Annotated in this window: 18 protein-coding genes and 1 tRNA gene; 13 read left to right on the forward strand and 6 right to left on the reverse strand. The window is 60.5% G+C overall.

What is annotated here, in order from left to right; translation table 11 throughout:
* The first annotated feature begins 175 nt into the window (after positions 1 to 175).
* The 4 genes from AC07OP_RS14320 (at position 176) to AC07OP_RS14335 (ending at position 3898) form a co-directional block, all read left to right on the forward strand.
* Complete coding sequence (locus tag AC07OP_RS14320; RefSeq protein ID WP_141156511.1) at positions 176 to 2386, forward strand: AsmA family protein; 2211 nt, start codon at positions 176 to 178, stop codon at positions 2384 to 2386.
* On the forward strand, positions 2383 to 3450 hold the full coding sequence (gene mutY / locus AC07OP_RS14325; RefSeq protein ID WP_495101400.1) for an A/G-specific adenine glycosylase: 1068 nt from the start codon (positions 2383 to 2385) through the stop codon (positions 3448 to 3450). The genes AC07OP_RS14320 and mutY overlap by 4 nt, the downstream gene beginning before the upstream one ends.
* Positions 3447 to 3719, forward strand: coding sequence for an oxidative damage protection protein (locus tag AC07OP_RS14330; RefSeq protein ID WP_027605083.1), 273 nt, complete (start codon positions 3447 to 3449; stop codon positions 3717 to 3719). The genes mutY and AC07OP_RS14330 overlap by 4 nt, the downstream gene beginning before the upstream one ends.
* 103 nt (positions 3720 to 3822) lie before the next feature.
* Positions 3823 to 3898: transfer RNA gene (locus tag AC07OP_RS14335), tRNA-Phe, on the forward strand.
* 121 nt (positions 3899 to 4019) lie between these two features.
* Here AC07OP_RS14335 and AC07OP_RS14340 read toward each other — a convergent pair.
* Both AC07OP_RS14340 and AC07OP_RS14345 read right to left on the reverse strand, forming a co-directional pair.
* Positions 4020 to 5624 carry a glycosyltransferase family protein gene (locus AC07OP_RS14340; protein ID WP_495101401.1) on the reverse strand — a complete coding sequence of 535 codons (1605 nt, stop codon included), beginning with the start codon at positions 5622 to 5624 and terminating at the stop codon, positions 4020 to 4022.
* Between the two features lie 85 nt (positions 5625 to 5709).
* A complete protein-coding gene (locus AC07OP_RS14345) occupies positions 5710 to 6675 on the reverse strand; it encodes an arsenic resistance protein (RefSeq protein ID WP_495101402.1) in 966 nt (321 codons plus the stop codon).
* A gap of 172 nt (positions 6676 to 6847) precedes the next feature.
* Between AC07OP_RS14345 and AC07OP_RS14350 the strand changes: the two genes are divergently transcribed.
* Positions 6848 to 7786, forward strand: coding sequence for an alpha/beta hydrolase family protein (locus AC07OP_RS14350; RefSeq protein ID WP_495101403.1), 939 nt, complete (start codon positions 6848 to 6850; stop codon positions 7784 to 7786).
* 17 nt (positions 7787 to 7803) lie between these two features.
* Positions 7804 to 8217, forward strand: a complete 414-nt coding sequence (locus AC07OP_RS14355) for a hypothetical protein (RefSeq protein WP_141156507.1) — start codon at positions 7804 to 7806, stop codon at positions 8215 to 8217.
* 140 nt (positions 8218 to 8357) lie between these two features.
* Here AC07OP_RS14355 and gabP read toward each other — a convergent pair whose 3' ends face one another.
* Positions 8358 to 9749, reverse strand: a complete 1392-nt coding sequence (gabP, locus tag AC07OP_RS14360) for a GABA permease (RefSeq protein WP_495101404.1) — start codon at positions 9747 to 9749, stop codon at positions 8358 to 8360.
* A 556-nt stretch (positions 9750 to 10305) separates the two neighbouring features.
* On the opposite strand from gabP, the gene AC07OP_RS14365 reads away from it, so the two are divergent.
* The 5 genes from AC07OP_RS14365 to AC07OP_RS14385 all read left to right on the forward strand — a co-directional run bounded on the left by AC07OP_RS14365 (position 10306) and on the right by AC07OP_RS14385 (position 14469).
* Positions 10306 to 11079, forward strand: a complete 774-nt coding sequence (locus AC07OP_RS14365) for an ABC transporter ATP-binding protein (protein ID WP_027605090.1) — start codon at positions 10306 to 10308, stop codon at positions 11077 to 11079.
* A gap of 13 nt (positions 11080 to 11092) precedes the next feature.
* The gene (locus tag AC07OP_RS14370) at positions 11093 to 11845 is read left to right on the forward strand and encodes an ABC transporter substrate-binding protein (RefSeq protein ID WP_115486518.1); all 753 of its coding nucleotides are present in this window, start codon (positions 11093 to 11095) and stop codon (positions 11843 to 11845) included.
* A 74-nt stretch (positions 11846 to 11919) separates the two neighbouring features.
* The gene (locus AC07OP_RS14375; protein WP_027605092.1) at positions 11920 to 12612 is read left to right on the forward strand and encodes an ABC transporter permease; all 693 of its coding nucleotides are present in this window, start codon (positions 11920 to 11922) and stop codon (positions 12610 to 12612) included.
* On the forward strand, positions 12612 to 13301 hold the full coding sequence (locus AC07OP_RS14380; protein WP_065925766.1) for an ABC transporter permease: 690 nt from the start codon (positions 12612 to 12614) through the stop codon (positions 13299 to 13301). Before AC07OP_RS14375 ends, AC07OP_RS14380 begins: the two co-directional genes overlap by 1 nt.
* Entirely contained in the window at positions 13282 to 14469 is a 1188-nt protein-coding gene (locus AC07OP_RS14385; protein ID WP_495101405.1) for a methyltransferase, read from the forward strand. The genes AC07OP_RS14380 and AC07OP_RS14385 overlap by 20 nt, the downstream gene beginning before the upstream one ends.
* Before the next feature lie 241 nt (positions 14470 to 14710).
* Here AC07OP_RS14385 and bcsQ read toward each other — a convergent pair whose 3' ends face one another.
* Entirely contained in the window at positions 14711 to 15670 is a 960-nt protein-coding gene (bcsQ, locus tag AC07OP_RS14390; protein WP_495101406.1) for a cellulose biosynthesis protein BcsQ, read from the reverse strand.
* Positions 15671 to 15936: 266 nt separating this feature from the next.
* Between bcsQ and lapG the strand changes: the two genes are divergently transcribed.
* Together lapG and lapD are read left to right on the forward strand one after the other, a co-directional pair.
* On the forward strand, positions 15937 to 16653 hold the full coding sequence (lapG, locus tag AC07OP_RS14395) for a cysteine protease LapG (RefSeq protein ID WP_495101413.1): 717 nt from the start codon (positions 15937 to 15939) through the stop codon (positions 16651 to 16653).
* Positions 16654 to 16664: 11 nt separating this feature from the next.
* On the forward strand, positions 16665 to 18611 hold the full coding sequence (lapD, locus tag AC07OP_RS14400; RefSeq protein WP_141156503.1) for a cyclic di-GMP receptor LapD: 1947 nt from the start codon (positions 16665 to 16667) through the stop codon (positions 18609 to 18611).
* Positions 18612 to 18667: 56 nt separating this feature from the next.
* On the opposite strand, the gene AC07OP_RS14405 is transcribed toward lapD, so the two are convergent.
* Together AC07OP_RS14405 and AC07OP_RS14410 are read right to left on the reverse strand one after the other, a co-directional pair.
* A complete protein-coding gene (locus tag AC07OP_RS14405) occupies positions 18668 to 19006 on the reverse strand; it encodes a tryptophan synthase subunit beta (RefSeq protein ID WP_065940728.1) in 339 nt (112 codons plus the stop codon).
* A 123-nt stretch (positions 19007 to 19129) separates the two neighbouring features.
* A complete protein-coding gene (locus tag AC07OP_RS14410; protein WP_495101407.1) occupies positions 19130 to 24736 on the reverse strand; it encodes a beta strand repeat-containing protein in 5607 nt (1868 codons plus the stop codon).
* Positions 24737 to 24799: the final 63 nt, after the last annotated feature.

Consider the following 24799-nt stretch of genomic DNA (forward strand, 5'->3'; position numbering starts at 1 on the left):
GCGGATGACAGAAAAATCAAAATGACATCATCTTTTTGCGATTTTTCGGTTTTATTGGCGTCAAAAACCCGCTTCCCGACCTGTGGATACAATGTAACGATCGGTGAACTGACGCAGGCCGTCGGGCGTTATACTCTGCGGCTAAATTTTGAAATCGACATACAAGGACTCGCCCATGAAAGCGTTCGGCAAAATCCTGGGTCTGGTACTTCTCGGGCTGTTGCTGATCATTGTGGCTCTGGGCTTTGCCCTGACCCATCTCTTCGATCCCAACGACTATAAAGACGAGATTCGCCAGATTGCCCGCGACAAGGCCCACATCGAGCTGACGCTCAATGGCGATATCGGCTGGAGCCTGTTCCCCTGGCTCGGCCTTGAACTGCACGAAGCCAGCGTGGCGACCCTGACCACGCCGACCCAACCCTTCGCCGACCTGCAAATGCTTGGCCTGTCGGTGCGCGTGCTGCCGCTGCTGCGTCGCGAAGTACAGATGAGCGATGTGCGGGTCGAAGGCCTGAACCTGCGCCTCAACCGCGACAAGCAGGGCCATGGCAACTGGGAAGACATCGGCAAGACCGCACCGGTGGCAACTGCCGGAACCCCCGCGCCAGCGCAAGCGCCTGCCGAGCCCGAAGCGGAAAAACCGTCCAAGCCGATCCGCCTGGATATCGACAGCCTGACGGTCAACAACGCCCGCGTCGAATACAACGATGAACAGACCGGCAAGCAATTCAGCGCCGAAAGCATCCAGCTGAGCACCGGCGCCGTGCACGAAGGCGCGAGCATCCCGGTGAAACTCACCGCCTTCTTCGGCAGCAACCAGCCGGTGATGCGCGTCAAGACCGAGCTCAACGGCAACCTGCGTATCGAACGCGCGCTCAAGCGCTACCAGTTCGAAGACATGAAAGTCACCGGCGAAGCCACTGGCGAGCCGCTGCAAGGCAAGACCGTGACCTTCTCCACACAAGGCCAGCTACTGGTGGACCAAGCGGCCAATATCGCCGAATGGACCAACCTTAAACTCTCGGCCAACCAGTTGCGCGCCCTGGGCGAGCTGAAGGTCAACGACCTGGACAAGACCCCGCAGCTCAGCGGCGCGCTGTCCATCGCCCAGTTTGACCTGGCCAAGTTCCTCGACAGCGTCGGCAACCCGTTGCCGCCCATGGCCGAGGGCAGCCTGAGCAAGGTCGAGCTGGTCAGCCGCCTCAAGGGCACGCCGACCAGCCTGGCGCTGGAAGACCTGAACCTGAAACTCGATGGCAGCACCTTTACCGGTCGCGTCGCCGTGGACGACTTTGCCAAGCAGGCGCTGCGCGTGCAGCTCAAGGGCGATACCTTCAACGCCGACAACTACCTGCCGGCCAAGTCCGAATCCGCCAAGGGCGCGACCGCCGCCCGCCAGGCCGAAGTGCAGAACAGCGAAGCCGGCGCCATGGCGGCCGGGGGCACCACGCCACTGCCGGAAGCACCGACCAAAGGCGCCTGGAGCACCGACAAACTGCTGCCACTGGCCCACCTGCGCAAGCTGGATGTGAATGCCGACCTCGCCTTCGGCCAACTGACCCTGAGTAAATTGCCGATCCAGAATGCCGTGCTGAAAGCGTCCGGCGTCGACGGCCAACTCAAGCTCGAGACCCTGAGTGGCGGGCTCTACAACGGCACCTTCCAGGCCAACGGCAGCCTCGACGTGCGCCAGGACATTCCACTGCTGGCCCTGCAAAGCCGGATCAAGCAGGTGCCGGTCGAACGCATCCTGCAGGCCCAGGGACAAACGCCGCCGGTGAAAGGCCAGGTCACCCTCGACAGCAACCTCAGCGGCCGCGGCAATAGCCAGAAAGCCCTGATCGACAGCCTCAACGGTACCGCCAGCTTTGTGATCAACAACGGCGTGCTGCTCAACGCCAACCTCGAGCAGCAACTGTGCACCGGTATCGCCCTGCTCAACCGCAAGACCTTGAGCGGCGAACAACGCGGCAAGGACACACCGTTCCAGGAGTTGAAGGGCAACCTGACCTTCCGTAACGGCGTCGCCAACAACCCCGACCTGAAAGTGCGCATACCCGGGCTGGCGGTCAATGGCAACGGTGACGTCGACCTGCGCGTACTGGGCATGGATTACCGCGTCGGCATCATCGTCGAAGGCGACCAGCGCGAAGTACCGGACCCGGCCTGCGAAGTAGGCGCCAACTTCCAGGGCATCGAAGTGCCGCTGCGCTGCCGTGGCCCGCTGGAACTCGGCGCCAAGGCCTGCCGCCTGGACAAGGACGGCCTGAGCCAGGTCGCGATCAAGGCGGCCGGCAACAAGCTCAGCGAGAAGCTGGAAGAGAAGCTCGACAAGGTCAACCCGCAGCTCAAAGATGCTTTGAAAGGCCTGTTCAAACGATGAAAAACGAGCAGTTTTCAACGGCGGTGCTGGACTGGTACGACCGCCACGGCCGCCATGACTTGCCCTGGCAGCAGGGCATCACGCCTTACCGGGTGTGGGTTTCGGAGATCATGCTGCAGCAGACCCAGGTCAGCACGGTGCTCAATTACTTCGACCGCTTTATGGCCTCCCTGCCAACGGTCGAAGCCCTGGCCGCCGCGCCGGAGGACGAAGTGCTGCACCTGTGGACCGGCCTGGGTTATTACACTCGGGCGCGCAACCTGCAAAAGACCGCGAAAATCATCGTGGCCGAGTACGGCGGCGAGTTTCCCAGGGATGTGGAAAAACTTACCGAGTTGCCCGGCATCGGCCTGTCCACCGCCGGCGCGATTGCCAGCCTGAGCATGGGCCTGCGTGCGCCGATCCTCGACGGCAACGTCAAACGCGTGCTGGCGCGCTTTACCGCACAAGAGGGCTACCCCGGCGAACCCAAGGTGGCCAAGCAGCTGTGGGCCACCGCAGAGCGCTTCACACCCCATGACCGTGTCAACGCCTACACCCAGGCGATGATGGACATGGGCGCCACCCTCTGCACCCGCAGCAAACCCAGCTGCCTGCTGTGCCCGCTGGAAAAAAACTGCGAAGCCCATATGCTCGGCCTGGAGACGCGCTACCCGATCCCCAAGCCGCGCAAGACCATCCCCCAGAAGCGCACGCTGATGCCGATGCTGGCCAATGCCGAAGGCGCCATCCTGCTTTACCGCCGCCCTTCCACCGGCCTGTGGGGTGGCTTGTGGAGCCTGCCCGAACTGGACGACCTGCAAGACCTCGAACACCTGGCCAACCAGCACGCACTCGAACTGGGCAAGCACCAGGCACTGCCGGGGCTGATCCACACCTTCAGCCACTTCCAGCTGGCCATCGAACCCTGGCTGGTGCAGGTCGAGGAATCCGCCCATCACGTGGCCGAGGCCGACTGGCTCTGGTATAACCTCGCCACCCCGCCGCGCCTGGGCCTTGCCGCCCCGGTAAAGAAACTGCTGAAACGCGCGGCCGATGTATTGAACGCAGGAGAGTCGTCATGACCCGCACCGTAATGTGCCGCAAGTACAACGAAGAATTGCCAGGCCTGGAACGCCCTCCGTACCCAGGTGCGAAGGGCCAGGACATTTTCGATCACATCTCCGCCCAGGCATGGGGCGACTGGCTGAAACACCAGACACTGCTGATCAATGAAAAACGCCTGAACATGATGAACGCCGAAGACCGTAAATACCTGTCAGGCGAAATGGACAAGTTCTTTTCCGGCGAGGATTACGCCAAGGCTGACGGCTACGTGCCGCCTGCTCAATAATTGATCAAAAACCGGGGTCGGCACGTAAGCGACGGTAATAATTAAATATTTTTTGAAAACTTGCTTGACGACCCCCTGAAAAACCCGTTTAATGCGCCCCGTTGCCCAGATAGCTCAGTCGGTAGAGCAGGGGATTGAAAATCCCCGTGTCGGCGGTTCGATTCCGTCTCTGGGCACCACTAATTAGTTTCAGGTGGTGCAAACGTCATCTGAAACACATAAGAAACCCGCCTAGTGCGGGTTTTTTATTGTCTGCAATTTGAGTGATCCAAGTCGCGATTTTGAGATGAGGCGGCTGATTCATTCCAGCCGAAACACCATCAGTGGGTTGTCATTCAAACGCCCTTCAAAACTTGGCACCTGATGCTCCAGAGGCGTGCCCTTGAGCAACGCGGTTTCCTTGCGCGCCACAATGACCCACGACGGTCGCGGTAACGCGCTCAATCGCTCAACATCTGCAGCACCGACAAACAGCGGCTGCTCGTCATGATCCAGATTCATCATGTAGCGCACCGCCCAGGTGTCCCTGCCGAGATTCAGGAATACCAGTTGCCCAGGCTGCGATACGCGAAGCGCTTCCACCTGGCTGACGAATTGCCGAGTGTCGAACTGCAAATCCTTGGCAGGCTCCACGACCGTCACCAGCACCAGCCATTGCGCACCCAGCGCGAACGCGCTGAGCCACACCAGCCGCCCCGCTCGCCGCCAGGCAAGCACGGCCGCCACTTGCAGGATCACCAGCGCCCCCACCAACAGCGGCAACGAGACGTCAGGCCAGTAACCGTGCTTCTGCCACCCATGCCGACAGACCAACACGGCAACCACGCACAGCGCCGGCAACGCCGCGACAAGCCACTCGTAGCCCCTGCGCACGCCCGAAAGCCAGCCTTGCGCCTGAAGCAGCCCATAGGCCGCGACAGCCGCAAACATCGGCACCATGGGCAGGATGTAATAGGCACGCTTGAAATGCGGCACCGACAAGCCAAGCAGGATCATCAACCCACAGGCACCGAGCCGCACCACCAATTGCACCGGGTTATCAAACCGCTCCGCCCAACGATGACGCAGCGCAACCAATGTGACCAACGCCAGCGGCACCACGGGGAAGTAACGGTACAGGCTCAGCTGGAAGTAGAAATAGAACGGCTCGCCGCTTTCATCAAGGCGCCCGCCCACTTGCATCTTGAAGACTTCATCGGCAAACCCATCGCCGCCGCTGATGCGCGCCAGCTTCACCAACAGCCACCAACAGGCCGCCAGCAACACCAGGCCGACGATGCCGTGGATCAACACCTGCCTGACCCGCTCTCCAGGGCTGCCCAGCGCCCAATACACACATACCACGCCGCAGACTTCGATCAAGCCCAGCGGGCCGCGTATCGCGAAACCCAGGATGAACAGCGGGAACACCGCAAGTTGCCTGAACCGTGAGCCCAGGCGCTCACCACTGTGCAGCAGGTAGAAACTGCCGACACACAGCAACGCCACCATCTGGTCCAGGCATACCGAGCGGGACTTCTCGAGCAATTGGGTAGTGAGCAACGTCAGCAGCACCGTGAGCAACGCCCACGGGCGACTCGCCGGGACCAGCAAGCGATAGATCAAGGCTACGACCCCGGCGGATGCAAGGGCAGTGGGCAGCACATTGGCCAAATGGTTGGGCGCACCGAACAACCGGGCAAATACGTAACTGAAGAAGGTCGCGGTACCAGGGTAGTCCGCGTAAGGCTGCCCATAGGTGGTGGGAAAAAGACTCGCGCCATGGCGAAACATTTCCTGCAGGAACAGCGCCCAGCGACCGTCAAAGCCCTGGGGTTGCTGGTCCCAGATACCCAGCGTGAACAGCAACAGCGCGAACAGGAAAATGCCCAGGGACTCCAGGCGGAAACGGTTGCAGTGATCCATGGGTTGGCCTGTCAGGTAGGGAACGCCGACCTAGAGTGCCGAACGTATCCCTAATAGCACCTGAACAAACCTGAACATTCACATTTCACCGGCCTGCAGGCCACACCAGCCTCGGGATCAGGCGCACGTAGATCAACTCGCCGACCAATTCGACCAGGGTTTGCAGGATCACCGCCGTCGCCGCCACGCCGCGCACGTCTTCTGGCAACGCCAGGGCCAGCGGCAACACCACCAATGAGTTACGCGTCGATGCGCTGAACGTCACCGCCCGTGCCGTCGCCGCCGGCAGCGCGAACAGCCTCGCAGACAACGCCCCGATCACCGGCGCCAGCAACAGGAACGCCACGTATACCGGAATCACCGGCAGCAGCAGGTTAATGTCACGCACCACCGAAGTGATTTGCGAACCGATCACCACCACCAACACCAGCGCCATCGCCGGCACCGGCAACCACGCCCAGGCATCACTCCAGGCGCTGACGCCCGATGAGCGCCGCGCCAGGAATGCGGTGATCACCGCCAGCGCCATGGGCAACACGATCAACAACAGGAACGCCTCGATAAACGGCCCCGCCTGCACCACCACCCCGGACTGCGCCCCCAGCATCAACCCCAGGTACACCGGCAACAGCAGCAACTGCAGCAACAACAGCACCGGCGTCGCCGCCAGCATCAAGCGCGAGTCGCCTTTACCGATATGGGTAAACACCACCACATAGTCGATACACGGCGTCAGCAACACCAGCAATGCGCCCACCAGCAACGCAGGGCGCTCCACCAGGCCACAGGTCAAGGCCCAGACCAGCAACGGCACGAGGATGAAATTGGCCAGCAGCAGCGCCGACAGAAAGCGCTTGTGGCCCAAGCCCTGGCGCAGGTCCAGAAAAGGAATTTGCAGGAACATCGCATACATCAACACCGCGATGGCGGGCGTGACCAGCGCGCCGAGGCCCTGGGCCAACGAAGGCGCGAGCAGGCCGAAAGCACCAGCCAGGAGGACAGCGGCGAAGTAGACGGGGATCTGGTGGTGTTCGAGGGTGTCGCGGGTCATGGTCGAGCTCAGATCAATCGAAAGATCGTCAGCCTATGCACCCAAACGGCCAAGGTCGAGCGTCATGGCCATCTTCACACCCATGGAGCGCTAAATTTGTTAATTTCGACTCCCTATAAAAAGCGCGTGAGCCTCCAAGCACCACAAAAAAGCGCACGGATCGAGCGGACCTATGAACCTGCCAACCCGCCCCACCCAAGAAGCATTCCTCGAATCCGCCGCAGACGGCCATCCCCTCGGCGGCTTCACCTGGCGCCACCCGCGCACCGACCGCGAACGCCCGGTCGTCATCATCAACGCCGCCACCTCCGTGCGCTGCCGCCACTACTCACGTTTCGCCGACTACCTGTTCGCCAACGGCTTCGACGTGATCACCTATGACTATCGCGGCATTGGCGAGTCGCGCAGCGGTTCGTTGCGTGGGTTCAAGGCGTCGTGGTCGGATTGGGGCACGCTGGATTTCGAAGCGATCCTGCTGCGGGCACAGCGGGAGTTTCCAGGCCAGCCGATTGATGTGGTCGGCCACAGTTTTGGCGGTTGTGCGGCGGGACTGGGGGCATCCGGCGCGGCGATCCGGCGAATCGTGACCGTGGGCGCGCAGTTCGCCTACTGGCGCGATTACGCCGCCGCCGGGCGCTGGCAGATGTTTGCCAAATGGCATGTGGTCATGCCGATGGTCACGGCACTCTGCGGGTATTTCCCCGGCAAGCGCCTGGGTTGGCTGGAGGATACGCCGGCAGGCGTGGTGCGCGACTGGAGCACGCCAACGCCCAGGTATGAGACGCGGCCCAGCGGGCGGGCTCTCGCGCAGTTGCCATTCAGTCGCGTAAAGGCGCAGATGCTGGCGATCAGCATCACCGATGACCCCTTCGGCACCGTGGCGGCGATTGAACGGTTGCTGGGTTACTTCGATGGCAGCGAGCGCACCCATCTGCGCATTGCACCTGAAGACATCGGCGAAAAACAGGTCGGACATTTCGCGTTCTTTCGCAGCGAGTATCAGGATCGGTTGTGGCCGATTGCATTGGCATGGCTGCAACACGGTCAATTAACGGCGGATACCCTTGGGATTTCCCTCAACCTGCGCTTCAATACCCCACCCAGATCCTGACCCAAGGACGTGAGCCCATGGCCTCGCCGAACAAGCAGCAAAAACGTGCCCACCGGGCCAAGGCCAAGGCCAAGCAGAACCGCACCCAGCGCGCCGTCGCGAGCAAGCCGGATGCGTTTGCCGGCGATGACGACCGGATTGACCTTGAATCAGTGGATTTGACCGAGCTGTTCGTGGAGATGCGCACCGCCGGCGAGACCAGCCAGCAGGCCCTCTGCGCGGTATTCCTGGCCCACCCCCTGCTCGCGCTGGTGCTGGAGCAGGAAGGCGAAGAAGAAGCCACCGACTTTATCCTGGCGGCACTGATCGAGTATCGGCAGTGGGCCACCGACAGCGACGATGAAGCCGCCGCACTGGCGTGGATCGAATCGCCGCAGTTCCAGGCGGATTACGTCGCCGCATCTGAGGCTCTCACCAACGCCCAAGACTGACGCAAAACCAAATGTGGGAGGGGGCTTGCCCCCGATAGCGTGGTATCAGTCAATTAGATGTCGACTGACGCACCGCCATCGGGGGCAAGCCCCCTCCCACATTTGAACTGCGGCGCAATCAAGCACCGCATTCCATCACATCAATTCAGCACCGCAGCGCCCACTCTCTGCGCCTTGCGACGGCTGGACACAATCAACCCGGCCGCCACTACCAGCAAGCTCAAGACCCCAGTCGCGATGATCTCGACCCGGTGCGCTTCCTGGAACAGCATGATGGTCAATGTGCCGACGATAAACACCATCACCGCGTAGGTCAGGCCCGGGAACAGCCACATCTTGAAGACAATTTTCTCGCCCGCCGCCATGCGCTTCTGGCGCATGCGCAGTTGCGACACTGCAATCACCAGGTACACCAGCAACGCGATGGCGCCAGAGCTGGCCAGCAGGAATTCGAACACCGCAGCCGGTGCCACGTAGTTGGCAAATACCGCTAGGAACGCCGCGCCGGTTGACAGCAATACCGCCCAGTAAGGCGTGCCGCTCTTGTTGGTGCGCTTGGCCACGGCCGGTGCATCGCCGCGACGGCCCAGGGAGAACAGCATGCGCGAAGCGGTGTACAGCGCCGAATTCAGGCAACTGGTCACGGCAACCAGGACCACCAGGTCGACGATCAGCTTGGCGTTCGGGATACCCATGCGTTCCAGCACGGTCTGGTAGGAACCTACCGCCGCCAGGGTCGGATCGTTCCAAGGCACCAGGGACACGACGATGAAGATCGACAACAGGTAGAACAAGCCAATCCGCCAGATCACCGAGTTGGTGGCCTTGGTGATTTGCTGGCCCGGGTTCTTCGATTCAGCGGCGGCGATGGTGACGATCTCGGTGCCCATGAAGGAGAACATGGTGGTCAGGATCGCGGCCAATACCGCGCCCATGCCGTTGGGCATAAAGCCTTGGGTGTCAAAGAGGTGGGAAACGCCGCTGACCTGGCTGGTCGGCAGGAAGCCGAAAATCGCCGCCAGGCCTAGGATCACAAAGCCCACGATCGCCACGACCTTGATCAACGCGAACCAGAACTCGAACTCACCGTAGTTCTTCACACTGAACAGGTTGGTGGCCGTCAGCAGCAACGTGATGACCAGCGTGAAGGCCCAGATGGCCACATCCGGGAACCAGGCGTTGAGAATGGTCGCGGCGGCGTTGGCTTCCAATGGAATCACCAGCACCCAGAACCACCAGTACAGCCAGCCGATGGTAAAACCGGCCCAGTGACCGATCGCACGGTCGGCGTAGGTGGAGAACGAACCGGTGTCCGGCGACGCCACGGCCATTTCGGCCAGCATGCGCATCACCAAGACCACCAGCGTACCCGCTGCGGCATATGCCAGCAGCACCGCAGGGCCGGCGGCAGCAATCGCGTGGCCGGAGCCGACAAACAAACCGGCACCAATGACGCCGGCAATCGACAGCATGGTGACGTGACGCGGTTTGAGCCCCTGTTCGAGGTCATTGGAGCTTTGCGTACTACTCATTGACACACCTTTGCGAGGAATTGCGAAAACGGTCCGCCCGGCCTGGGCTCTTCCTCGTGAAAAGAAACCAACAGGGCGTTCTTTATTTTTTACGCAAGATTTGCGCCAAAATGTTACAAAGCCGCGATTGACGCGGCCTGTAGGACGATTCAACAGTCATCGCAAGTCATTGAGAACAATGGCATTCCGCTATAGCGTTACCGTGCGACTCACTTTCAAGACGAACAAGTGCACCAAAACCACACACGAAAAGTACGCGGCGCGCCATAAAAGGGCCGATCACTACCGTTTGCCGGTTTAACCCTTCCAACACCCGGCCAAAGCTGGCACCATCGCGCCCTTTTTCACGCGAAGCCTGCGGGATTCACGGGTTCAAACGGTTGTTCGGTTGTTGATGGCGCGACACCCTGCTGTGCCGATGCGACACCCTGCCGTACACCGCCCGTTTACCGCCCGCCACGCTGTTGGCCGCCATCAGGACGCTATGCTAGCTTGGCGCCTCGCCAGGAAGGCGGCCCAACAGCGAAGATCGCAATGAACACAATGAGGACCCCACATGGCCGAGGCCACGCCCGCGCTTGAAATCCGCAACTTGCATAAACGCTATGGTGAGCTGGAGGTACTCAAAGGTATCTCGCTGACCGCTCGCGACGGCGATGTGATCTCGATCCTGGGTTCCTCCGGTTCCGGCAAGTCCACGTTCCTGCGCTGCATCAACCTGCTGGAAAACCCGCACCAGGGCCAGATCCTCGTGGCCGGCGAAGAACTCAAGCTCAAGGCCGCGAAAAACGGCGAGCTGCAGGCCGCCGACGGCAAGCAGATCAACCGCCTGCGCAGCGAAATCGGTTTTGTGTTTCAAAACTTTAACCTGTGGCCGCACATGAGCATCCTCGACAACATCATCGAGGCCCCTCGCCGTGTGCTCGGCCAGAGCAAGGCCGAGGCCATAGAAGTGGCCGAAGCCCTGCTGGACAAGGTCGGTATCGCCGACAAGCGCCATGCCTACCCCGCGCAATTGTCCGGCGGCCAGCAACAACGGGCCGCCATCGCGCGCACCCTGGCGATGCAGCCCAAGGTCATCCTGTTCGACGAACCCACTTCAGCCCTTGACCCGGAAATGGTCCAGGAAGTACTTAATGTGATCCGCGCGCTGGCCGAAGAAGGCCGCACCATGCTGCTGGTCACCCACGAAATGGGCTTCGCCCGTCAGGTCTCCAGTGAAGTGGTGTTCCTCCACCAGGGCCTGATCGAAGAGCAAGGATCGCCACAGCAGGTGTTTGAAAACCCGCTTTCGGCGCGCTGCAAACAATTCATGTCCAGCAACCGCTAACGGAGCAACATGCATGCAGAACTATAAAAAATTCCTTCTGGCCGCGGCCGTCTCGATGGCGTTCAGCGCCACGGCCATGGCAGAAACCTTGACCATGGGGATCGAAGCGGCCTACCCGCCGTTCAACAATAAAGACGCCAGCGGCCAAGTGGTCGGCTTCGACAAAGACATCGGCGACGCCCTGTGCGCCAAGATGAAAGTCGAGAAGTGCGACGTGTACGTGTCCGACTGGGACGGCATCATCCCGGCCCTGAATGCCAAGAAATTCGACTTTCTGGTGTCCTCGCTGTCGATCACCGACGAGCGCAAGCAAGCCGTCGACTTCACCGACCCGTACTACTCCAACAAGCTGCAGTTCATCGCGCCCAAGGCCACCGCAGACTTCAAGACCGACGCCGGCTACCTGAAGGGCAAGGTCATCGGCGCCCAACGCGCGACGCTGGCCGGTACCTACCTGGAAGACAAGCTGCCTGACACCGAAGCCAAGCTCTACGACACCCAGGAAAACGCCTACCTCGACCTGACGTCCGGCCGCCTCGACGGGATCCTCGCCGACAAGTACGTGCAGTACGAATGGCTCAAGAGCAAAGACGGTTCGGCCTACGAGTTCAAGGGCGACCCGGTTGTCGAGAGCGACAAGATCGGTATCGCCGTACGCAAGGGCGACCCGCTGCGCGAGCGCCTGAACAAAGCCCTGGCAGAGATCAAGGCAGACGGCACCTACAAGAAGATCAACGACAAGTACTTCCCGTTCAGCATCGAATGACCTGAACGGCCTGCCCGGCGCGCTTACTTGAGCGCGCCGGCTTTCAGCAATGCCTGCCGCGATATGAAAACACCATGAATTTCGATCTCTACGGATTCGGCCCGGCGCTCGCTGCCGGCGCGCTGATGACCGTCAAACTGGCGCTCACGGCGCTATGCCTGGGGCTGGTGCTCGGCCTCGCCGGTGCCCTGGCCAAGACTTCCCCGTACAAGCCGTTGCAATGGCTGGGCGGTACTTACTCGACAATCGTTCGCGGTGTGCCGGAGCTGCTGTGGGTGCTGCTGATTTACTTCGGCACGATCAACGCCATGCGCTCATTGGGTGAGTTGCTCGACATTCCCGACCTGTCCCTCAGCGCCTTTGCCGCTGGCGTGATCGCCCTGGGCCTGTGTTTCGGCGCCTACGCCACGGAAGTGCTGCGCGGTGCAATCATCTCCATTCCCAAAGGCCACCGCGAAGCGGGTGTGGCGCTGGGCCTGTCGAAGTTTCGTATCTTTACCCGGTTGATCATGCCGCAGATGTGGCGCATCGCCCTGCCGGGCCTGGGCAATCTGTTCCTGATCCTGATGAAAGATACCGCGCTGGTCACGGTCATCGGCCTCGAGGAAATCATGCGCCATGCGCAAATTGCCGTAACCGTCACCAAACAACCTTTCACCTTCTATATGGTCGCCGCATTCATCTACCTGGGCCTGACGTCGCTGTCGATGGTGGCCATGCACTTCCTGGAACAACGCGCCGCCCGCGGCTTCGTGAGGACGACGTAATGGAATGGGAAGTCATCATCAAGTGGCTGCCGAAGTTTATCCAGGGCGCCATCCTGACCCTGGAGCTGGTGAGCATCGCTGTGATCCTCGGCCTGATCCTGGCCATCCCCCTGGGTATCGCGCGCTCGTCCAAGCACCTGTCTGTGCGCGCCCTGCCCTACGCCTATATCTTTTTCTTTCGCGGTACGCCGCTGCTGGTGCAGTTGTTCCTGGTCTATTACGGCCTGGCCCAATTCGACAGCATCCGCTCAAGCTTCATGTGGAAGTATCTGCGCGACCCGTTCTGGTGTGCCACCGCCACCATGACGCTGCACACCGCCGCGTACATCGCCGAGATCCTGCGGGGTGCCATCCAGGCCATTCCGCCTGGAGAAATCGAAGCCGCCCGTGCGCTGGGCATGTCCAGGCCCAAGACGCTGTTCTACATCGTCCTGCCCCGGGCCGCGCGCATCGGATTGCCGGCCTACAGCAACGAAGTGATCCTGATGCTCAAGGCCAGCTCGCTGGCGAGCACCGTGACCCTGCTGGAGCTGACCGGCATGGCCAGGACGATCATCGCGCGCAACTACCTGACGGTGGAGATGTTCTTCACCGCCGGCGTGTTCTACCTGCTGATCTCCTTCCTGCTGGTACGCGGCTTCAGGCTGCTGGAACGCTGGCTGCGCGTCGATGCCTGCCAGGGACGTTGAAGCCCGCTTCGAGGCGCTGGATGCGTTTCTGATCGAGCACCAAGGGCTGTGGCGACCACGGCCCTTTGTTCATAGGCAACTGCCTTGGGAAACCGAGCATCCGCAACTGGCCCGATGGCTGCGTCAACGCTCGTTGTCCGACGCGGAAACCAGCCATAACCATCCCCACACCCTACCGGCGCCAGCGCCTTTTCCCTCACTGGCCCGCGAAGCCTTGCGCCTCAGTGCTGTGGATAAGTTACCGACGCAGCCCCTGCAACCCGCGGCGCGCCGCCTGAATGTCGACGTACCCGGGCGTAAATGGCAGCAAATTGAAGCCTTCGGCGCCGCGTTGCAGTTTGCGCAAACACCCCGGCATTGGCTGGACTGGTGCGCCGGCAAGGGCCACCTCGGCCGCCGCCTGTTGCACACCGGCCAGCAACTGACCTGCCTGGAATACGACCCGGCGCTGATCGCGGCAGGCCAGGCCTTGAGCGACCACCATGGCCTGCCCGTCACCCATCGCCTGCAAGATGTCATGGCGGACGTAAGCCTAGACCCCGAGCACACCCCCGTCGCCCTGCATGCCTGCGGCGACCTGCATGTGCGCCTGCTGCAACTGGCCAGTGCCGCCGGCTGCAAGCAACTGGCCGTAGCGCCGTGCTGCTACAACCGCATCCACGCGGACGCCTACCAGCCGCTGTCCGAAGCGGGCCGTGCTTCCACCTTGCAGCTGTCGGTCGACGACCTTGGCCTGCCCCTCAGCGAAACCGTTACGGCCGGCAAACGCGTGCGGCTGCAGCGGGACACCTCAATGGCCCGCCGCCTGGGTTTCGATCAGTTACAACGCCAGTTACGCCACTGCGACGAGTACCTGCCCACACCGTCCCTGCCCGCCGGTTGGCTGGACAAACCCTTCGCCGACTACTGCCAGGCGTTGGCCAGCCTCAAAGGGTTATCCACAGGTGAACAGGATTGGGCGGCGCTGGAGGCGCACGGCTGGCAACGTTTGGCCGAGGTCAGGAACCTGGAGTTGCTGCGTGGGCTGTTTCGGCGCCCACTTGAGGTGTGGCTGGTCCTGGATCGGGCACTGTTTCTGGCCGAACGTGGCTACAGGGTCGAAGTGGGCAGCTTCTGCGAAACGGCATTGACACCACGCAACTTGATGGTGCTTGCCGAGCGCGATTAAGGGGCAGGATTGTCGCACTCCAGCCTGTGGATAACTCTGTTGATGGAATCGTTACAAGGCCTGTGGTCATCTGCGCTAGAGGCAAAAAGCCACGTTGTTCATTTTTTGTTCACAGAATAAAACGCACGTAAAACAGGCAGTTGCGGCGTGTTGAGAACGGTTGCACAAAACAGCAGTTTCGTGACACCTGTACCCCACCGATTGTGCATAAGCATCTGGCGTCAAGCGTATAAACCGTGCTTTACACGCGCTTTTTACGGGCGATCAATAACCGGCAAAGTTCACTGATATCGTCACCGGCCAGGCTCGGGACCGAGCCGGCCAGCGGGTCGGCCGCAAAGGCCAGGGCTTCGCTGATCGCCGGATCACGGTGGACGACTTCCAATGGGTATTCGCCTCGACGCAGCTTGAAGGCATCGAGCATATCCAGGTTGAACGCCGAGTTTTCGTCCAGTTGATTGATCACAAAGTGACAACGGGGTGGGCGTTCACGCTCAAGGTGGGGCGCCAGCAGTGCATCCAATTGATCCAGCGTGCCGAGGCATGCGGCATTCGGTTGGGCGACCACCAGCACAATATCGGCCACGCTCAAGGCCTGATGGAGATAAACGTTGTTCCCTGCGGGAGTATCGACGATCACCGTATGCCCTTCGCTCAGCCCCAGTGCCGACAGGCGCTGAGCCAGCCACTTCGGTTCACGGGTCAACCAACGTTGCAGGTTTTCCTTCTGTTGGGTGTCGGTGTCACCAAAGGGGATAACCTGACATCCGGCGAAACCCGATTGCAGGATGCTCTGCCAGGGTCTGTTGAGCAGGCTGCTACGGCCCACGCCAGGTAGCTCACGATCGACACCGAAGTGCTGGTGCAAGGCATTCTGGGGATCCAGGTCCACCGCCACGACCGACTCACCCAGACGCTGCAGGCCGCTGCTCAGCGCCGTAGCCAAGGTGCTGCGGCCCACGCCACCATTGACTGACACCAACGCCACAACGGTCGGGCGCAGCGCGCTCAATGGTTCATTTTGTGGGTGTTCATGGGCATAAGTCCCCTGAGCACTTAGGCGCGAACCCTCTTTTTGGTTTACCCGAGTGCCATCATCGAACGGAATGCTGCCAAAAAAGTGCAAGCGCGCATTTCTTCCCGTAGGGTCCCGGGAAACGCCCTTGCCGAATAAGGCAAATAGATCATCAGTGCGGCTCATAGCCGGAGCTCCTTTACAGCGCCATTTAAAGACGTGAAAGGTCGGCAAGGTGAGGCTTCACCGCAGGTCTTTTTGTAGGCGTCTTCGTTGCCATATTCTGTGACAGCGCTAACAAGGTGTCATTATTTTGATGAAACCCACACCACCCTTTCAGACGAGCGGAAAAAGGCCAATTTCCTGACGCATATTTACTCCAATTCAATGGCGGTGATTTCATCGTGCCATTGTTTTTTACCCAGTATCACCGCACCATTGCCGCACCTTCAATGCTGCAAGCTTGGGTAATCGCAGTGGCGTTACGCTTTAAACTCCCGCGGATTCTGTACGGTCTTGCCATCACGCTGTTGCTGGGTGGCGGCCTGCTGGGCGATTTGCTCGCCGATTGGGATTTCAGCCAGATCAGCCGCCGCGCCGAGTCGCTTTACGGGCCGCTGGGCCCCGGGCGTCAGCGCATCGATGCGTGGCAACAATTGCTGTCGACGCAAAAGCAGGTAAGTGAGGGCGAGCAGCTCAAAGTAGTGAACTTGTTCTTCAACCGCCAGTTGCACTACGAGGAAGACATCGACCTGTGGCACGAGATTGATTATTGGGCGACCCCCATTCAATCCCTGTGGAAAGGCGCAGGCGACTGTGAAGACTACGCCATCGCCAAATACTTCAGCCTGCGGCATCTGGGCGTACCGGCCGAGAAGCTGCGCATAACCTACGTCAAGGCCTTGCGCCAGAACCGTGCGCATATGGTGCTGACATACTATGCAAGCCCCGAAGCCATGCCCTTGGTGCTGGACAGCCTGATGGACCCCATCCTGCCTGCCAGCCAACGTCCGGACCTGCTGCCTGTCTATGCGTTCAACGGCGAAGGGCTGTGGTTGACCGGCGCGACAGGCAACAAAAAAGTCGGTGACACCAAGCGCCTGTCACGCTGGCAGGACGTGTTGAAGAAAATGAGCGCAGAAGGGTTTCCGGCCAGTTCGGATAATTAACAGGAGCTACGATGTCACTGTTCAAACAATTGCTGATCGCTATCTGCGTGTTCCTGGTGGTCGCGTTCAGCGGTAGCTTCATCGTCAGCCTGGAGAGTTCGCGTACCCAGTACGTCAACCAACTGCGCTCCCACGCCCAGGACGCGGCCACCGCGCTGGCATTGTCGCTGACGCCGAACATCGACGATCCGGCGATGACCGAACTGATGGTCAGCTCGATCTTTGACAGTGGCTACTACGCAAGCATCCGCGTGGTGGACCTGAGTAATAACCAGGTGCTGGTGGAGCGTGCCGCCGAGCCGGACGCCAGCAGCGTACCGGCCTGGTTCGTGAAGATGATCGGCCTGGCGCCGGCCGGCGGCGATGCCATCGTCAGCCGTGGCTGGCAGCAAGCGGCACGGGTTGAAGTGGTCAGTCACCCGATGTTTGCCCTGGCAAAACTCTGGCAAAGCGCACTGGGCAGCCTGGGTTGGCTGCTGATCTGCGGTGCCGTGAGTGCGGTATTGGGCGCGCTGTTGCTGCGCCGCCAGTTGAAGCCGTTGGACTATATGGTGGAGCAGTCCCACGCCATTGCGCGTCGCGAGTTCCTCAGCCTGCCCGACCTGCCCCGCACCCCCGAATTGCGCCGCGTCGTGCAGGCCATGAACCAGATGGTGGAGAAGCTCAAGGCGTTGTTCCATGAGCAGACCGAGCGCAGCGAGAAGCTGCGGGTGGAGTCCTATCAGGACAGCCTGACCGGGCTGGCCAACCGTCGCTACTTCGAGATGCAACTGCAATCGCGGGTCAGCAACCTCGAAGAGTCCAGTTCGGGCTACCTGCTGATGTTGCGGGTCAACGATTTGAGCGGCCTCAACCAGCGCCTGGGCGGGCAGCGTACCGACCAACTGTTGCAGGCCGTCAGCCAGCAGTTGGTGCGAACCTGTGCCAAATACCCGGAAACCCAAAACCTGATCACCCGCAGTCGAGGTGGCGAGTTTGCGGTGCTTGCCCCTGGCCTGGTGCGGGACGAAGCGCTGCAACTGGCCCAGGCGCTGGAAAGCACCCTGCAAAGCCTGCACGAAACGGGCGCCACCGACCTGTCGACCGTGGCCTTCATCGGGCTGGCGCCGTACAACCCTGGCGATGCCTCGGCAGACCTGTTGATGCTGGCCGACCAGGCACTGGCCCAGGCTGAAGCCAGCGTTGGCCAAAGCTGGGTGTGCCTGGAACACCAGACCACGGGCACCACCAGCGACGACCCGCACAGCTGGCACACATTGCTCGACGACGCCCTGAACCAAGGGCGCTTCCGTTTGTTTTTCCAGCCCGTAGTCAGCAGCAGCGACACCCGACAGGTGCTGCATTACAAGGTGCTGTCCCGCCTGCTCGATAATCAGGGCCAGACCATCGCGGCCGGCCACTTCCTGCCTTGGCTGGAGCGCTTCGGCTGGACCGCGCGCCTCGATCAACTGATGCTCGACCTGGTGATCAAGCACCTGACGCAGCACACCCCAGCGGTGGCGCTGAACCTCTCGGCCGCGACCTTGAATGACCCACAGGCCCTGGAGCGGGTGTTCGAACGCCTGGCCCAGCACCCGGCTCTGGGGCCGCGCTTGACGCTGGAGATCGGCGAAGAGCAAGTGCCTGAGCAAACCCAGCTGGAGCGTCTTACCCGCCGTATGCGCAGCCTGGGGTACAGCCTCGGCCTGCAACGTTTCGGTGGCCGCTTCAGCATGATCGGCAACCTGGCGAACCTGGGCCTGGCGTACCTCAAGATCGACGGCAGCTACATCCGAGCCATCGACCAGGAAAGCCATAAGCGCTTCTTTATCGAAGCGATCCAGCGCGCCGCCCACAGCATTGACCTGCCGCTGATTGCCGAGCGAGTAGAAACCGAGGGTGAGTTGCGAGTGATTCGCGAGATGGGTATTGAAGGCGTGCAAGGCCAACTGGTCGGAGAACCGGCGCCCTGGAAGTGAAGCACTGACGCATCGTGCCTCCTTGACGGGTACGCCGTGAAGGAGGTGCGTGGGCGTCAGATCAAACCGGTTTCATCGTCATTGATCAACTCGCTCAAGCCACCCAACGCCGCCCTGGCCTGGGTACGCTCCAAAAACTTGGCCTGTGCTGCCGGCGGCAAGTCGGTGATGCTCATCACGTTCTTGGTGATCAGTACCTGGATCAAGTCATCCAGCACTCGAATCATCTCAAGGTCACTTTGCTTGAGCTGTTTGAGGCTGTTGTCGACCAGATCATCGGCAAACCACGCCTGAATCTCATGATGATCAGCCGGCAGCGTCTCGGTGGCTTCGGCGTAGGCCTGCGCCTCGACGCGAATCAAAGCGTTGTGTTGATCGCGTTGCACGTAGAACATCAACGTTCTCCCAATAAAAAATCCCTGCAGGCGCCGCGCACGGCCCCCCAGAGATTACACGCATTTTTCCGAAGCCGATGCCAACGGGGCGCCAATCTCGAAAGATTGACGCCCCGTGGGTGATCAGTCGTGGTGCTTGACGGTCAAGTCGCCACCGGCGATCAGGTTGTTGATCGCGGTGCTGCCGGCCCCCCAGTTGGCGCCATCGACCTTGATGGTGACATCAGCCGTGCCGCCACCCGACGCCGTGAACGACCCGGTGCTGCTGACGCTCAACGTCGAATTACCCGCAGAGTCGGTGGTCAGCTTCAGGTAGCTGGACAAGTTGTTGTCGTTATTGCCCTGGAGCAAATCGGACAGGTCCAGCTTGTCGCCTTCGCCGTGCTTGAAGTCGGTGATGCGATCGAAGCCGCCACTGGTGTTGGTGTCGCCCTTGAGCCATACGAAGGTGTCTGCACCCGCGCCGCCGGTCAGGATGTCGTTACCCTTGCCGCCCACCAGGATGTCGTTGCCGGCACCGCCGGAGAGGGTGTCGTTGCCGCCCTGGCCGAACAGGATGTCGTTGCCGGCATTGCCGATCAGGGTGTCGCCGCCATCATTGGTGCCATAGATGTTCGACGCGTTGGCCAGTGCACCGACGTCCTGCACGTGCTCGGTGATGTACTGATGCAAGGTGCGATCATCGATCTGGTCGACAGTGGTGGACAGCTTCTCAGCGGCGAACGCCTTGAGTGCCGCACTGCCTTCCTGGCCTTTGTAGCTGATCAGGTCACCGAAGATGATGTCGTTGCCCGAACCGCCGGAAACGCTGTCGGCACCCGCATCGGCGGTATGGCCGGTGATGGTATCCGCCAGTTTCGCGGTGTCGATCGTGCTGACCGTCTTGTCGGTATCGAAGTACTTCTGGAGCATGTCCTTATCGACGTTGTTGCCCAGGCCGATGGCTTGTACTTCAACACCGTTCGAGACCGCAGTCGTCAACGCCGTGTAAGCGGCCTTGGCGTTTTCCAGCGCGTAGTCATAACGACCGGAGTTGCCGGCAGCGCCCGCGACGTCGAAACCACCGCGGCCGTCAGACACAACATAACCTTCAAAGGTCTTGTTGCCGGACGAGTCGTACGAGTACACCTTGCCGTCCTTGTCGACAATGACCTGCGTCTGGCCGTAGATCGTTGCGGTGACCGGAGTCGTCTGGCCCAAAGTGTAGGTGCCGCTGTTGACCTTGTTGTCGAAGGTGACGTTAGAACCCCACCAGGAACTGGTATACCCCAGGCTGATGTTGTCATACGTGGCGTTGTACACATTCGGCTCACCGTCGGTAATGAAATACGTCAGGTTTTTTGCACCGGCGTTGCTGGTAGCGTCACTGCTCTTGAACCAGGCCGTCGCCGCGTTGAAGGCATCCTGGTAGTTGGTCACGTCACTCGGGTTGGAGGCCATATTGTTCAACACGGCCTGCAGGGCAGCCTTGGCGGCAGCCTGGTCGGCCAGGTTGACCGACACTTGGGATTCAACCTTGGTATCGAAGTCGACCAGCAGCACTTTCACCACACCCGACCCCGTCAGCTTGGCGTTGGCGATCAAGGTATCGAAAATGCTGGAGAGCTGGGTTTTGATCGACGACATCGCACTCGACCCGATACTGCCCGAGGTGTCGACGATAAACGCGATGTTGTAGTTGCTGCCCGGGGTGGTGATACCGCCCTTGTCGCCGACCACGATGTTGTTGGCCGAGCTGGAACCCAGGTCGATGGTATCCGCCGCCGCACCGCCTTCGGTGACAGGGGTGTAGACCTGGGGCTTGACCGTGATGGTGGTCGTCGCCACTGACGAACTCAGGCTGTTGCTACCTTCGTTGTCAGTCACGGCGATGTCGATGGTGCGGTCACCAATGGCCGGGTACTTGCTGGTGCTGGAATACTGGAACGACTCGAGCAGCGCCTTGTAGGTCGCTGCATCCGCCACACCCGACAGGGTCAGCACGATCTTGCCGCTGACGTCGGTGCCGACGCTGGTCACGGTGACGCCTTTGTAGGTACCGCCCACTGCCACTAGGTTGGAGCTGAGCACGTCACCCGAACTGGCGTTTTTCAGGGTGATGGTCGCACTTTGCATCTGGGTGCTGTCGACGTCAGCGATGGCCACATTGCCGGTAATCGCAACACCGTTGGTGCCGCGTTCGGTGTACGAGGTGCTGAAGCCAGTGGCAACAGAGCCGTCGACGGTGCTGAGGTCCAGGGTTGGCGCGTCATTGACCGCAGTGACCACGATGCTCACTTTGCCAGTGGTCACCGCTTCAACGCCGGTGCTCAACTCTTTGGCCGTCGCTTTCACGGTCAGATCAAAACTGGCGGTGGAGTCCTTGAACGGTGTAACCGTCAGGGTTTTCAGGTTCCAGGTGCTGACATCGTACAGCGTGGTTGCGCCAGTCGAGGTGATGCTGTGCCCCGTGGTGCCGTCGGTAATCACGGTGCCTGCCGGCAAGCCGCTGATTTCCACCTTGTGGGATTCAGAACCATCGTTGTCGACAAACGTGGTGGTAATCGGCGCGACCTTGATGGCGGTGTCTTCCGGCCCACGGTTGTAGACGTAGCCGGTGTAATAGCCTTCGCCGTTGACCACGTGGCTGTCACCGAGGACCGCACCGGCCGCTTTCAACGCGTCCACGCTGGTGTAGGTCTGCACGCCGCTGTTGCCCAGCGACATCGACGGGCCATTGTTGATCGACACATTGACGTCGTAGTTGCCCGCGCCGGCCTGGTTGTAGTGGTAGATATCGAGGGTGTAATAGCCCGACTCGGTCGGCGTATAGGCCGTCCCGGTAATCGCGCTGCCCTTGCTCCAGGTCTCGCTGGCGACCAACTTGCCGCCTACAGTGATTGCCAGGCTGTCATCGGCGGTACCGGTGAAGGTATAGCTCTTGCCGGCTTCCAGGTAGATCAGGCCAGAGACCTTGGTCGCGGTGCCATCCGCCACATTGCTGTTGCTGACACTGCTGGTCACGCCCGTAGAGACAGCACTCGCAGCGGTCTTGGCGTCGATCACCTTGATCAGGTCACTGGAGTTGACCACACCGTTACCGTTGGTCCCCAAATCAGTGCGCAGGGTGCCGCCGGTCCAGGTTTGAATGGTCAAGCCTGTCGGCACAGCGCCGAACGCGCCGACCGTCACGACCGGAACGTCCGTCACCGGGTGGATATCCACAGTGATGGTCTTGGTGTCGCTGTAGGAGTTGCCGTCGGTAGCCTGGAACTTCAGCTGGGTGTAATCGCCTTGCATGTTACCCACGCCGGTGCCGCCGAAGCTGTTATCGCCCGACTCGTTGGCTGCCGGGGTGTAACGCACATTGTGGTTATCGAAGTCAGCCTGGCTGAACGACTTGCCCGCCGAGGTATCGGTCTTCAGATCGTTGGTGGTGAGTTTGACCCACGTGCCGTTGACGTTGTACTCGATGGCGCCGGCAGGCAGGCTGGTGAACACCACTTTCGGGTTAGCGGAGTCCTCATCCTTGACGCCGAAGGTGGCCCAGGTCAGTTCGACCGAGGTGTCTTCGTTGCTCTGGATGTAGCCGTTGCTGGCGGTTGGAGTGTCGTCGACCAAAATCACGGTCGGCTGCCCGGTGCTGTGGGAATTCAGGCCTTCAGGGTCGGTGACGGTCAGGTCGATCTTCGGCAGTTGATTGCCGGCGTTGACGAAGTCCGCGCCCTTCTGGGTCAGCACAATGTTGTTACCGGACAGGCTGTAGTAGCCGTCCGAGTTGCTGTTACCGGTGAAAGTGATCGTCAGACCCGCGCGCGGCGTTTCTTCGTCGGAGGCCGTGAAGGTACCGGCGACAGTGCCCGCTTTAGCAGCGTTCTCATCGAGGGTATTGGCCGCGATGCTGATCACCGGCACATCGTTGTGCAGGATGACAGTCGGCTGCCCAGTGCTGTGAGAGTTCAAGCCTTCAGGGTCGGTGACAGTCAGGTCTATCTTCGGCAGTTGGTTGCCGGCGTTAACGAAGTCAGCGCCCTTCTGCGTCAGTACAACGTTGTTGCCGGACAGGCTGTAGTAGCCATCTACGTTGCTGTTGCCGGTGAAGGAAACAGTCAGGCCTTCGCGTGGTGTTTCTTCATCGGTCGCGGTGAAGCGGCCAGCGACGGTGCCCGCAGTAGCAGAGTTCTCGTCGATGGTGACTGGCGCGACGCTGATGACCGGCACGTCGTTGTGCAGGATGACGGTCGGCTGCCCAGTGCTGTGAGAGTTCAAGCCTTCAGGGTCAGTGACAGTCAGGTCGATCTTCGGCAGTTGGTTGCCGGCGTTAACGAAGTCGGCACCTTTTTGCGTCAACACAACGTTGTTGCCAGACAGGCTGTAGTAACCGTCTACGTTGCTGTTGCCGGTGAAGGAAACATTCAGGCCTTCGCGTGGCGTTTCTTCATCGGTCGCAGTGAAGCGGCCAGCGACGGTACCCGCTGTAGCAGAGTTCTCGTCGATGGTGACTGGCGCGACGCTGATCACTGGCACGTCGTTGTGCAGCGTGATGGTCGGTTGACCAGTGCCATTGGAGCTGAGCCCCTCAGGATCGGTAACCGTCAGGTCGATCTTCGGCAGTTGATTGCCGGCGTTAACGAAGTCGGCGCCCTTCTGGGTCAACACAACGTTGTTGCCGGACAGGCTGTAGTAGCCGTCTACGTTGCTGTTTCCAGTAAAGGAAACAGTCAAACCTTCGCGCGGCGTTTCTTCATCAGTCGCAGTGAAGCGGCCAGCGACGGTACCCGCTGTAGCGGAGTTCTCGTCGATGGTGACTGGCGCAACGCTAATGACCGGCACGTCGTTGTGCAGGATGACGGTCGGTTGACCAGTGCCATTGGAGCTAAGCCCCTCTGGATCGGTAACCGTCAGATCAATCTTCGGCAGTTGATTGCCAGCGTTAACAAAATCCGCACCTTTCTGAGTCAGCACAACGTTGTTGCCAAACAGGCTGTAGTAGCCGTCAGCATTGCTGTTGCCGGTGAAGGAAACAGTCAAACCTTCGCGCGGCGTTTCTTCATCAGTCGCAGTGAAGCGACCAGCGACGGTACCCGCTGTAGCAGAGTTCTCGTCGATGGTGACTGGCGCGACGCTGATCACTGGCACGTCGTTGTGCAGCGTGATGGTCGGTTGACCAGTGCCATTGGAGCTGAGCCCCTCAGGATCGGTAACCGTCAGGTCGATCTTCGGCAGTTGATTGCCGGCGTTAACGAAGTCAGCGCCTTTTTGAGTCAGTACAACGTTATTGCCAGACAGGCTGTAGTAGCCGTCAGCATTGCTGTTACCCGTGAAGGAAACAGTCAGGCCTTCGCGAGGCGTTTCCTCATCGGTCGCGGTGAAACGACCTGCGACGGTACCCGCTGTAGCGGAGTTCTCGTCGATGGTTTCTGGGGAAACGCTGATGACCGGCACGTCGTTATGCAGAGTGACAGTAGGCTGACCAGTGCCATTGGAGCTAAGCCCCTCAGGATCGGTAACCGTCAGGTCAATCTTCGGCAGTTGATTACCGGCGTTAACAAAATCCGCGCCCTTCTGGGTCAACACAACGTTGTTGCCAGACAGGCTGTAGTAACCGTCTACGTTGCTGTTACCGGTGAAGGAAACAGTCAGGCCCTCGCGTGGTGTTTCTTCATCAGTCGCAGTGAAGCGGCCAGCGACGGTACCCGCAGTAGCGGAGTTTTCATCGATGGTTTCTGGGGAAACGCTGATGACCGGCACGTCGTTATGCAGAGTGACAGTAGGCTGACCAGTGCCATTGGAGCTAAGCCCCTCTGGATCGGT

The sequence above is a fragment of the Pseudomonas sp. GW821-FHT09D08 genome, from assembly GCF_059416305.1.

Excerpts from the sequence above, each read along its gene's own strand:
- AC07OP_RS14320 (WP_141156511.1), top strand. The coding sequence starts at position 176 with ATGAAAGCGTTCGGCAAAATCCTGGGTCTGGTACTTCTCGGGCTGTTG.
- mutY (WP_495101400.1), top strand. The coding sequence starts at position 2,383 with ATGAAAAACGAGCAGTTTTCAACGGCGGTGCTGGACTGGTACGACCGC.
- AC07OP_RS14330 (WP_027605083.1), top strand. The coding sequence starts at position 3,447 with ATGACCCGCACCGTAATGTGCCGCAAGTACAACGAAGAATTGCCAGGC.
- AC07OP_RS14340 (WP_495101401.1), bottom strand. The coding sequence starts at position 5,624 with ATGGATCACTGCAACCGTTTCCGCCTGGAGTCCCTGGGCATTTTCCTG.
- AC07OP_RS14345 (WP_495101402.1), bottom strand. The coding sequence starts at position 6,675 with ATGACCCGCGACACCCTCGAACACCACCAGATCCCCGTCTACTTCGCC.
- AC07OP_RS14350 (WP_495101403.1), top strand. The coding sequence starts at position 6,848 with ATGAACCTGCCAACCCGCCCCACCCAAGAAGCATTCCTCGAATCCGCC.
- AC07OP_RS14355 (WP_141156507.1), top strand. The coding sequence starts at position 7,804 with ATGGCCTCGCCGAACAAGCAGCAAAAACGTGCCCACCGGGCCAAGGCC.
- gabP (WP_495101404.1), bottom strand. The coding sequence starts at position 9,749 with ATGAGTAGTACGCAAAGCTCCAATGACCTCGAACAGGGGCTCAAACCG.
- AC07OP_RS14365 (WP_027605090.1), top strand. The coding sequence starts at position 10,306 with ATGGCCGAGGCCACGCCCGCGCTTGAAATCCGCAACTTGCATAAACGC.
- AC07OP_RS14370 (WP_115486518.1), top strand. The coding sequence starts at position 11,093 with ATGCAGAACTATAAAAAATTCCTTCTGGCCGCGGCCGTCTCGATGGCG.
- AC07OP_RS14375 (WP_027605092.1), top strand. The coding sequence starts at position 11,920 with ATGAATTTCGATCTCTACGGATTCGGCCCGGCGCTCGCTGCCGGCGCG.
- AC07OP_RS14380 (WP_065925766.1), top strand. The coding sequence starts at position 12,612 with ATGGAATGGGAAGTCATCATCAAGTGGCTGCCGAAGTTTATCCAGGGC.
- AC07OP_RS14385 (WP_495101405.1), top strand. The coding sequence starts at position 13,282 with ATGCCTGCCAGGGACGTTGAAGCCCGCTTCGAGGCGCTGGATGCGTTT.
- bcsQ (WP_495101406.1), bottom strand. The coding sequence starts at position 15,670 with ATGAGCCGCACTGATGATCTATTTGCCTTATTCGGCAAGGGCGTTTCC.
- lapG (WP_495101413.1), top strand. The coding sequence starts at position 15,937 with ATGCTGCAAGCTTGGGTAATCGCAGTGGCGTTACGCTTTAAACTCCCG.
- lapD (WP_141156503.1), top strand. The coding sequence starts at position 16,665 with ATGTCACTGTTCAAACAATTGCTGATCGCTATCTGCGTGTTCCTGGTG.
- AC07OP_RS14405 (WP_065940728.1), bottom strand. The coding sequence starts at position 19,006 with ATGTTCTACGTGCAACGCGATCAACACAACGCTTTGATTCGCGTCGAG.